Consider the following 10568-nt stretch of genomic DNA (forward strand, 5'->3'; position numbering starts at 1 on the left):
ATCAGTCAGCCTGGATGCCGCCAACCAGAAAATCATCAAGGGTGTGGTCGATGAATTCGACCTCAGACTGCACAGTTGCGGCAATAGCAAGACGCCTGAACAGATAGTGCACCACGTCAATGTGCTCTGGCATGGCCTGGGCGAACGAACGTTGATCGAACTGCCCTTTCTCACCGACAGCAGCAGCGGCTCGCCGTATCAGGTCGAATTGAACAGATCTGGCGTGAATCTCGTACGGCGCCCGGGTAACGAAGCCGGCATTGCGCTGTGCTTTTCCCTCGGCAATGATTTGCTGTTCGACACCTATGCTTCCACCCTGACCGATGAAGGCACTGCGGCTCTCACCGCGTTTGCAACCCAGGTGAAAACCTATCTGAAAGACTCCAAGCGCCTTATCATCGCCATCAGCGTTACCGGCCACAGCGACCGCAACCCGGTGCGCGCGGCCAACGACAGCAATCAGAAACTGTCGCTGCGCCGCGCCAAGAGTGTCGCCGAGCTGTTGAAGACCTTGAGCCCGGAGCTTCAACTGAATATCAAGGCCGCAGGTTCGCATGTGCCGGTTTCCAGCTGTGCGCGCGATCTTCCCAAAGCGGAACTGAGCGAGTGCCTGGCAATGGATCGCCGCGTTGAGATCATCGTTCAGACATGGGCTTTGTAATAGTGGGCTTGCCGCGCAACCGCGACACATTCTGCCGCAGGTGGCGATTAAGCTACCTGCCGCCACGCCTATCCCCACCCAGGATTCGTTAATGTTCAAACCCCATACGCCGCTAGCCCGGATGAAAGTTGTTGCCTTCGGGTTGTTGTTGATCGCGGCTGCTCTCTACGTGGCAGCGCTCGGACTTGCCCCCGCGCACCCGGTATTCGCCGGTTACCTGAAGGCGTTTTCCGAAGCCGCGATGGTGGGTGCCATTGCCGACTGGTTTGCGGTGACAGCGCTATTCCGTCGTCCACTCAGGTTGCCTATCCCGCACACCGCAATCATCCCGCGCAACAAAGCGCGCATCGGTGCCAACCTCGGCGAATTCATCTGCGCGCACTTCCTTTCTCGCGAACAGGTCCTCGCCAAAGTCGGCGAATTCGACACCGCCAAGCGTCTCGCCGAGTGGCTCTCGAATCCTGCCCACGCCACCTCCCTTTCCAACCTCTCCCTGCGCCTGGCGGGTCACAGCATCGGTGCTCTGCGAGACGAGCGCGTCAGCCAATTTGTGCGCAGCACCGCGTTTGCACGCCTGGAACAAATCGACCTGGCGCGCATGAGCGGCCAGTTACTTGAAGTACTGACCGACGACGGCAGAGCGCAAGAGTTGCTTGAAGGCGTGCTTGATCAGATCGATCTAATGATGCAAAGCGAAGCCACGCAAAAGCGCATCGCCGATCTGATCGCCGCTGAACTCGACATCCTGCGCTTCACTATTTTCGGCAAGGAAATATCCTTCAGCGGCGTGGCCGGCACCTGGACTTCCGACAAACTGGTCAAGCGTATTTCCACCGTGATCAGCGAAGTCAATGAAGATCCCGAGCACGAACTGCGCAAACACTTCGACGAGCAACTGCACGCGCTTGTCGCCAAGCTCAAGGATGACCCGGCTTTTCGCCTGCGCGCCAGCCAACTACGCGCACAGCTCATACAGCACCCGGCACTGCACAGCTACCTCACCGGCCTGGTCGACAGCGTGGTCGACTGGTTCGAAGCCGACATCCACAGCGAAACGTCCACCCTGCGGCAACACCTGAACGCCGGCGTGCTCAAGCTGGGCGAAGCCCTGAGCGAAGACTCTGCCATGCAAAGCTGGATCAACGAGCAAGTCCTCGCCCTCGCCGGGCCTATGGTCGAACGTTACCGGGCGCAGATCGGCAACTACATCCGCGAACGAATCGAGCAGTGGAATGAGGAGGAGCTGGTGGAGCAACTGGAGGCGCAAGTAGGCAGGGACCTTCAGTTTATTCGAATCAACGGAACGCTGGTGGGTGGGATTGTGGGTGTGCTGATACATGTGGGGACGCAGGTTTTCGTGCCGGGTTAATTACCGCGATTCGTGCGCAGAACTTAAAGCTCATTAATAGCCCGCCGATAACCTTCGGACCAGCCTGAATGGCATCGCCGGTCAACCCAAAAGGATGATGAAGTGACCCCTGATCTGATCAAAAATCTTGAACACGCCGTTGCTGGCGTCCTGGATGTAGTGGCCGGCCTCGATAGCCGTTCGGCCCACCGCGCCACGTTGAAGTCGGTGTTGCGCAAATTGCGCATTACCCGCGAACTTTCGTCGCTGTATTACATCTGCGTTGCCGGTAGCCAGAGTGCGGGCAAGACGCGCCTGGTCAGGGAGCTTTACAACCTCAATGGTGAAGACGAGTGGCTGGTTGATAATCAGGGCCGTGGTGAACGGGTGCCGGTTTTTATCCTCGAGAAGGACGTCACGGCACCGTATGCCGTCGGCGTTCGTTACAAGCCCGGCCCGGATGGCCGCGAGGAAGAGCCCCTAGAGAAGGATGATTTCCGCCGCATCATCAGTGCTTACGACGTCAACGACGATTATCTGTTCACCAAGCTGTACGTGCCGAAACGGTATTTTTCGGCGCAGAGTTTCGGGCTTGTTCTGTTACCCGGCTATGAGATGCTAAACCGCGACAATGCCGAATGGCAGGGGTTGATGCGCCACACGCTGATCCACTCGCTGGGCAGCGTACTGGTGACCGACCGCACCCGAATTGCCGATAACGCCCAGGTCAAGATTCTGGCTGACCTGAAATCCAAGTACTTCCCCGACCGCAAACCGGTTATAGCCGTGACCAAGACAGAAGCGCTGGAAAGCCAGCAGATCGAAGACCTGACGGCGACGGTTGCCGATGTGTTCGAAGTGCCGGGTCACGAACTTGATCGAGTTGTCTGCACGGGCGTGGGAGCTGACGATTACCGAAAAAATGGACCCGCAACATCATGGACGTTGTAGGCAAGTACGCTTTGTCTTCGGCGGGCTCGGATACCGTTCGGGTCGAAGAGCTGGAACGTATCATCAATGATGAGCTGGACAATGTGTCCGCGGCGCTTCGCGACGAAGTCGCAGGTGAAGGTATCAGCGAGCACCTGAAGGAGCGCCAAGTCGAGAAAGTTCGTGCCGCGTTCCGCAAAGCGTCCGATCGCTATCGACGCCTATACGCGAAGGAACTCCGAAACAACATGATCGGCTATGCCAGTCACACTATCGGCATCGCGACTAACAAGTACATCGCCGAAGAAGAAGGACTTAAGGCCAAATTGCGTCAAGCGGGTAATTTCCTGACCTTCCAGTCTGGTGAGCATGAACAGCGTTTTCAGGAGCGCATTGTCGACTGCTGGAACGGTGCGGACGATCACAGCCAGTCCCCATTGATCAGTGACTATCGCGCCATCACCGACATGTCCTGCAGGGAACTCGATGTCGAGCCGGCCGATGAACAGACGCTGACACTGTCAGCCCAACCGCTGCAAAACCTTATCGGCCACGGGACAACGCGTGAGCAAATCCCGGACGAAAAACTCCTCACGATTCGCCATGACTTGCGCCTATTGATGGGGCAAAACCTGAAAGACGAGGAAAGCAGCGAGCTGAAACTGTTCAAGAGTGAGCAGCTTGAAGAAGTTTTGCGGCTACTGCCCGCAATGACGATGGAGTTCGTTCGGATCAATCAGGCCATTGCGCTGCGCAAGCCAGAGCTACTCAACAAAGAGTTGGCGAGTTTCGACTTTAACGCACTGCGAACGGAAATCGCAACCGAGCTTCCACAGGCTCAAAAAACCTTCGGTCCGCTCCTCAAGTCCATTGCCGCCATCATGGCCGTAGACGTTGCCATTGATGGGCAGTTCGATGTCTTGAACACTCTTACCGGTGGGGGCGCGGCGACTGGGCTGGGCGGTACGCTCTCGATGGCGGCTGCGGGAGCCATCGCGGTTGGCTTCATCGCTTACAAAACGGCCAATCAGGTTCAGGCGTACGACGCGGCGAAAAAGGCTTTATCCGGGAAAGCCTGATGCACTTTGCCGAATCGCACATCCAGAAAAGCCTCGAACTCTACGATGACCTGATGGAAAACCTCGACGACCGGATGACCAGAAACCTGCGCCTGGCTTATGGACTGGGGGGTGAGTTGACCAAGCACGATTCGTTGACCCGCAATTTGCACCGCATGGACGTGGCCCGCACCAACGTGATCAAGGCTCTGGACCGTGGCTGATATCTGGACGCAAAAGTTTCGCCAACGCAACGATTGGGCCCAGCACGCCTATGACCGCTTCGTCGCCGAGGTGGACCCTGAGCTGGTCGGGGATTTCACCCGCTCGGAGCATATTACCGTGGTGGTCTACGGCACCACTCAGGTTGGCAAGACCACGTTAATTCTTGATCTGCTCGGCATTCGCAAGGATGCGTTGCCGGCGGTTTCCGAGGTATTGCGGGGCGGGCAGCGGCTGGGTAAATCGTCTACCGCCGCACCAATTCGCTATGGGCGCTCCCCTGACGATCTTTGGTACCTGGAGGATGACCCCACGGGCTTGAGCAATGACGAGGCCGCAGAGCGCTTTGGTGAGATTCGCGAACAAGTCATGTCTGGCAGCGCTCATTCCTCTCCCCTCATGAATGTTCGTATTCCGGGCATGTTTTTCCGGAGTGAAGGAGAGGGGGCCCTCAGCCTGGATCTGCGACTGATCGATATTCCGGGGATCAATGCGATCAACGAACACGAACAACAGGTCGTCAGGCGAATCGCCGAGCGATATGTCGCCTCGGCTGATTTGATCCTGCTGGTGGGGCGTGCGGACAACCTCGGTTTTCTTCACTCTCGCGCCCTAGATTTTGAGGCACTCAACGATTGGATGCTGCAACCCAGCCGGTTTCGCGTGATATTGACCTATACCTTTTCTCCGGCAAGTTTCCAGACATGGTTCGGCAAGGCCCAGGACACGAGCCCCCTTGCGGCTCGCGATGTTCAGCAGCACCTTTACGATGAAATGTGCACCCACGATGAAAAGCCACCGCTGGAGATACTCAAGCATATTTATCCGCTGGAGTTTGGTGATTCTCTGGAAAACATGCGCAATCATTCGCAAGCTTACTTCGAGCGTGCAAGTAGCGTGATCGAGGCATTGCGCGGTGAGTTGCTAACCAGCATTACGGACGCCGCCAGCCCGTATGCCCGATTGTGGTCTGCCTTTCGGGTGGGGGAGTTCATTGAAGCAAAGGTCCAGCGCCACAACGACGCATTCGACACCCAGAGACCTGTTCTGGAACAGGCGATTACCAAGGCGCAACAGCGCGTGAGGGATGCCGAGTCGCAGTTGAACGATGCAGTAGGCGAGCACCAGGCCATGGAGCGGCAGCGCCGTCGTCATGAGCAGCGTCTGGGGCATTTCGATCGGGGCGCCTATGCAAAACGCCTGAAGCAATACTTTACCGCCGATATCAAACTCGCCAGCGGTGAGACCGTGCCCGTACTTCAAGACGCGCTGAATGAGTTCCGGATCCGTATTCGCCGCCTTTGGAGCAATCTCTGGGACGGATTGAAACACTCCTCTGCCAATTTTGATGTCAGTGACACAGGCCCGCCCTCCACCGCGGCATTGCGCATGATCGGGGATCGACTCGACGGATACTGGACCGACAATTACTTGCTGAGCAGCAACTTCCAGACCGATGCCTCGGTCCTTCGAAACCAGGCAGATATAGTGTGTGAAACCTATGCCCAGGCGGCTGACCGGGTGTTGGGGAAACAATTCAGCACAGCACTGGCTCGTACCGTTCAGCAAACGCGTAGTAGTGAAACGATGCTCAAGGCAATGAAACTGGAAATACAACGCCATGAGCTCAAGCTGAAGGAGGCCAAAGCACATTTGCTAAAGACGGAGCACCAACATGCGCTCTTCAATGAGCGGATGGAGCAAGGCCTGGTGCACGCTTTGAAATTCAAACAGTACATCTTCGAAGCCTTCAGGACTGAGCTCAACACCGTGCGCGATGTGGTGGCCCGGCCCAGGAACAGTGTCGAGCAGCTGTGTGATGCCTTTTATGGACTGCTGTTGCCGAACGAACTCGACAAGATGCTTAAAGGAGATGAAAAGTGATGGACCGTGCAACCCTTGAACCCGAGATCCAGCAGGCGCGTGAAGAGCTGGGCCGCTTGCTCGACGAGTTGATAAATCAACCGTTGGCGGACGAGGCCCGGCGTATAGCAGGTGACAGTCTCGACCAGTTGCAAAGCGATATAAAAACTCAGGGAGGCGGCCTTCGGCGACAAATCGATACGGGCTTCACCACGACCAATGATGACCTTGGCGACGCGGTGGACAAGGTGCGTTTGGCCGTTTCTAAAATCGGCACCGACGTCACCCAGACGGCACAGACTACCCAACTGCGGCTGGAGGGTATGGAGCCGTTGCTGAACAGCCTCGCTGCAGAGATCGTTTCCAGTGAAGAGCGCCTGACCAAGTTGATGCAGGCGCAACTTCACCACAGCGCCACGTCATTCAAGGCCATGACTTTACTGCTCAATACTCAGCAAGACGACAACAGCAAGTCCATCGCCAACCTGTCGGCGGAACTGGAGGGTGTGAAAGGAATGATCTGTGCCAAGCGTGAAGACTTCCAGCGGGCGCTACAGGAACAACGCTTTAGGTTTAAAACCCTGTTAGGGCTGTTACTGCTAACAGGCGTTGGGACCTCTTCTGTGCTGCTCAAGCTGTTTCTTGGTTGATTACTTTCCTGCAGGGGTTTCAAGACGAGCACAACGACCGAATTACACGCATCGTCTCATAAGGCTCGTTTAGGGCGTTTCAGCCGTTTGCTAGTCCCAACGAGCTGGCAGGTGCGTCGCTGGCCAAGTTTCGACTGAAATCCACAGGGCAGCAGCGGTCTATGAGGGTTCATGAATTGACCACACCAAAGGTTGGTGGATTCACGCCGATAGGCAGCTTAAAAGCTTACTCGCCAGCCAATGGCCAGCTTTAACTCTACAAGGATGATCCTTTTGCCTTCAGCCAAGACTCACAGCGCCCTGAGTCGTCAGTGGGAGCTGTTACAACAGCTTCCCAAACGCGCCCCGGGTATTACAGTCAGTGAATTGCTAGCCCGTTTAGTTGCTGCTGGTTACTCTATCAGCCGCCGCAGCATCGAACGCGACTTGCGCGATCTGTCCACAGTATTCCCACTGCAGTGCAACGATAGCGGTACGCCATTCGGTTGGTACTGGAAGCCAGGCGTGAGCGTCGAATTGCAGGGCATCACCCTGACCGAAGCCGTAAGTCTTTCGCTAGTCGAAGATGCCGTCCGCCCGCTGCTTCCGGGCAGTATGCTGAGCGTTCTGGAACCGCGCTTCGAGCACGCTCGGCAAAGACTCAAAGGCCTCAAAGATGGCAACCCCGCAGCCCGCTGGCCTGACAAGGTCGCCAGCGTTCGGCCGGATTTCAACCTTCGAGCCCCGGAAATTCGGGCAGAAACACTGGAGGCACTGCAGCACGCCCTCATCAGCGAGCAGCAGCTGCGCTGCCAATACTACTCGGCGCACAACGACAAACTCAGTGAACTGACCCTCAACCCCCTAGCCATTGTCCAGCGAGGCCTCGTAACCTATCTCATTGCTACCGCCGCGCCATACACCGATGTACGTCAGTTCGCAGTGCATCGCTTTAGAGCGGTTACGGGGCTCGATACGCCTTGCCAAGGACTAGAGTCATTCGAGCTGAAAACATACCTTGCCACTGACGCTTTGCAATTCGGCAAACCGCAGAAGATTCGTTTCAAGGCTTGGCTGAGCGAACACCAGGCGCGATTGATTAGAGAGACACCATTGAGCACGGACATGGTGCTGGAAGCGCTGTCGGACGGTTTTCAGGTGAGTGCGACCCTAAACAATACATGGCAACTGCACTGGTGGATTTTGTCTTTGGGTGATTCGCTGGTGGTGAACGAACCGGCAGAGTTACGCCAACAGATGAGAGACACATTGCGGCGGGCGGCAGCAGCGTATGGGCGCGAAGAAGACAAGGTGAGCTCGGTGTGATCCATCAGCCCGCTTGCCTGGGTCCGCTTAACGAAGCACCAAAGGCATCGCTGTGGAACGCTGTAATCGCTGTCTGTGACGACGAAGGCAAAGCGGTGCTCGGCGGTATCCACGCCTGCAATGATTGAGGCATGGACGGCCAGATATAGCCCCGCAAATTTGACCACTCGTTAATGCTCACCAAGAGTTAAGCTCTGCCTGCGATGACACCGTCTTGTCGTCACCACGTTCACGGCACACCCTCATTCATACAGGCTCACCTGTACGGCCGAGCAAACATCTAATGCACACTGCCCAAACCCCGGGCCTCGAGGATCATGCGGTCCAGCATTGCGAGCATGTCGTCGACATCAATGTGCTGGAACCGGCCATTCGCCTCCTGATCAAGGATCATGGCGGCGAATTCTTCGCTGTACTCGACCACTGCCTCAGCTTTAACCTCCGTGGGTGATAGGTCATCCGCGTGACTGTCAGTTTTATCGTTACGCATCGCGAACCTCGCATCGAAATGGGACTTCAGTTGAACGGTCGCAACAGCTTGGCCTTGAATATCTCTAGCCCCGTCGCAGGCCGGACATCCAGGTCGACGTGCTGGCATGAAGGGCAAGCCGAATACCAATCTTTGCCCTCACGCAGCGCATCGCTGGGTGGCACCGTTGTTTTATGCCAGTGGCATTGGGGGCAAGTGAATGTGAAGGGATGGGGCGGCCAGGGCATAGAGATACCTTTTAGTCGTAAACATAATTGAGTAGTGGACGCCGTACTTTGTCAGGCCGAATCACCGGCGCGTTTTTCCAGTTCCTGTTTCATCTCGCTGTATTCACGAAAGAACTCATAGCCCTTTTTTACAACGACGATTACGCCAATAATTGCGTACAGATTTTTCATGCTGCGGTCCTATATGACTGGCTGATGGGGCGAGCATGAGGGAGCAGCGCGACAAGACGCGTCGTGATCGGACGATCCGTCGGCGTTTTACTGACTACTGCACCCTGCGCGCACTACTCCTGCAAGAGCCCATTCACCAATCGATAAGCCTCAGGCAATGCCATCTTCCCGCCTTCCACCGCCTCGATCAGCCGGAGCGCCTTATCTGCGCTGATGACATCTTTCTCGATCACCTCTCGAAGTGACGAAATAAATCCGGACTTATCCAATACCGTGACAGCCCCCATGCGCTCCTTGGTTTCCATCTCAGCCAACCGCTCCTGATAGACCAACAACAATTCCTGCTTGCGCCCCTCTGACATCGCACCGCCGCGAATCCAGCGCGAGACGCCGTAGGCCAGAACGCCACCGGCTGCAGCAGCGCCTAGTGCCCAGCCAAGAGGCGTCGCCGCCACGGCAGTGACACCAACCCAACCGGCGGCCGTGGTGAGGACCGGAATACTGGTCGCACCCGCGATACTTGCCACAGTGCCTGCTGCAGCGGCGCCGAGGCCGATACCGAGCGTGCTGATGCCCACCTCCCCCAGAATGCGTACACGGTCGTGGGGCCTACGTTCAAGCTCATCAATGACCTTGAGCAGTTGCTTCTTACTGACCTTCGGTGGTCGACTCATGAAGTTTTCGCCGACACAAATGCAGCCATGATGATCTGGAACGTCTCAACGAATAGATCAAAGTACGTCCGGGCCATTTCGATCAGGCTCTGCGGAAGCTGCCCCAGGCTCACCCCTCCGCCGTTCCCGTCCGGATGCTTATCGCGTTGATGGCCGGTGGCGGCGATCGTCAGGCCAAGCAGTGCGCCCAGGGGCGCCAGTAAAGAACCGAGTAACGGAAGCGCAGCAACGAGCGAAGCGATTGCTGCTCCCAACACGGTGCCAATGGCCAAGTTCTTGTGCGCCGTGATGAAGTCGCGCAACTTCATTACGATCAGCTTGCCGATGGAGACAACCTTGTTGCCTATGCGCTGAGTCACGTTTACCAGCTCTTTGAGCCGTACGGCGATTTCGGGCGGCAGACCGCATTCCCGCAACCAGATATATAGATCGCTGCTGGCCATGGAATCACTTTCGGCTTGCATGAGTGCAAGCTCCAACTCGGCTTGAGCTTTTGTAATTATTGTTGTCATCGCGCTTCCTTTTTCAGTGTTACGTAAATTTCAGTCAAGTGGCTAAGGAGTTGCGGCCACAGGAAGCTCCGCTGACTCTGAATATGTGCAGCCTAATAAAAAGGGAGTTATCACAGCCTGCAATACATTGTGTTCAACGCTCAGCACCGCTACGCCAACACCATTGGCTTCCTGGTATGCCATCGTCTCCAACAACGGAGCACCTCCTGAGCGAGGCACCAGCAATATCGATAAATCCGGCTTGCGACCCTTCCAGCGCAAGCAGTCCCGGTACAAATGCGCCGACACCATGCCCTCCAGTACCCACTTGCGCTCAACCCGGTACTTGGCGTCCATCACAATGAACGAGCTCCCCGCCGGGCTTTCCACCGTAACGACAATGTCGGGACGGCGCTCTCCAGAAATGCTGGAAAAACCGTAACTGGTTTTTTGGTCGAACGCCGGGCAGCACTTCTGT

The 10568-nt window shown here is 56.5% G+C and carries 12 protein-coding genes; 8 read left to right on the forward strand and 4 right to left on the reverse strand.

Annotated features, from left to right (window positions below; all coding sequences use genetic code 11):
- The 8 genes from JFT80_RS20045 to JFT80_RS20080 all read left to right on the forward strand — a co-directional run.
- The coding region (locus tag JFT80_RS20045; RefSeq protein WP_201149043.1) for an OmpA family protein at positions 1-661 on the forward strand (661 nt) is incomplete at its 5' end.
- Positions 662-752: 91 nt separating this feature from the next.
- The gene (locus JFT80_RS20050; RefSeq protein WP_201149044.1) at positions 753-2030 is read left to right on the forward strand and encodes a DUF445 domain-containing protein; all 1278 of its coding nucleotides are present in this window, start codon (positions 753-755) and stop codon (positions 2028-2030) included.
- A gap of 102 nt (positions 2031-2132) precedes the next feature.
- The gene (locus tag JFT80_RS20055) at positions 2133-2960 is read left to right on the forward strand and encodes a hypothetical protein (RefSeq protein WP_201149045.1); all 828 of its coding nucleotides are present in this window, start codon (positions 2133-2135) and stop codon (positions 2958-2960) included.
- Positions 2948-4018, forward strand: a complete 1071-nt coding sequence (locus JFT80_RS20060) for a hypothetical protein (protein WP_201149046.1) — start codon at positions 2948-2950, stop codon at positions 4016-4018. Before JFT80_RS20055 ends, JFT80_RS20060 begins: the two co-directional genes overlap by 13 nt.
- Positions 4018-4221 (forward strand): hypothetical protein, encoded by a 204-nt coding sequence (locus JFT80_RS20065; RefSeq protein WP_201149047.1) that lies wholly within the window; start codon positions 4018-4020, stop codon positions 4219-4221. The genes JFT80_RS20060 and JFT80_RS20065 overlap by 1 nt, the downstream gene beginning before the upstream one ends.
- Positions 4214-6103 carry a dynamin family protein gene (locus tag JFT80_RS20070; protein WP_201149048.1) on the forward strand — a complete coding sequence of 630 codons (1890 nt, stop codon included), beginning with the start codon at positions 4214-4216 and terminating at the stop codon, positions 6101-6103. The genes JFT80_RS20065 and JFT80_RS20070 overlap by 8 nt, the downstream gene beginning before the upstream one ends.
- A complete protein-coding gene (locus JFT80_RS20075) occupies positions 6103-6732 on the forward strand; it encodes a hypothetical protein (RefSeq protein ID WP_201149049.1) in 630 nt (209 codons plus the stop codon). The genes JFT80_RS20070 and JFT80_RS20075 overlap by 1 nt, the downstream gene beginning before the upstream one ends.
- Before the next feature lie 273 nt (positions 6733-7005).
- The gene (locus JFT80_RS20080) at positions 7006-8037 is read left to right on the forward strand and encodes a YafY family protein (protein WP_201149050.1); all 1032 of its coding nucleotides are present in this window, start codon (positions 7006-7008) and stop codon (positions 8035-8037) included.
- A gap of 280 nt (positions 8038-8317) precedes the next feature.
- Here JFT80_RS20080 and JFT80_RS20085 read toward each other — a convergent pair whose 3' ends face one another.
- The 4 genes from JFT80_RS20085 to JFT80_RS20100 all read right to left on the reverse strand — a co-directional run.
- Complete coding sequence (locus JFT80_RS20085; protein ID WP_201149051.1) at positions 8318-8527, reverse strand: hypothetical protein; 210 nt, start codon at positions 8525-8527, stop codon at positions 8318-8320.
- Between the two features lie 511 nt (positions 8528-9038).
- Positions 9039-9599, reverse strand: coding sequence for a hypothetical protein (locus tag JFT80_RS20090; RefSeq protein ID WP_201149052.1), 561 nt, complete (start codon positions 9597-9599; stop codon positions 9039-9041).
- The gene (locus JFT80_RS20095; RefSeq protein ID WP_242483004.1) at positions 9596-10111 is read right to left on the reverse strand and encodes a hypothetical protein; all 516 of its coding nucleotides are present in this window, start codon (positions 10109-10111) and stop codon (positions 9596-9598) included. Before JFT80_RS20095 ends, JFT80_RS20090 begins: the two co-directional genes overlap by 4 nt.
- A 42-nt stretch (positions 10112-10153) precedes the next feature.
- Positions 10154-10568: nuclease domain-containing protein (locus tag JFT80_RS20100; RefSeq protein WP_201149053.1), on the reverse strand; the 415-nt coding region annotated here is incomplete at its 5' end.

Source organism: Pseudomonas sp. TH10, from assembly GCF_016651255.1.
Taxonomy (GTDB): domain Bacteria; phylum Pseudomonadota; class Gammaproteobacteria; order Pseudomonadales; family Pseudomonadaceae; genus Aquipseudomonas.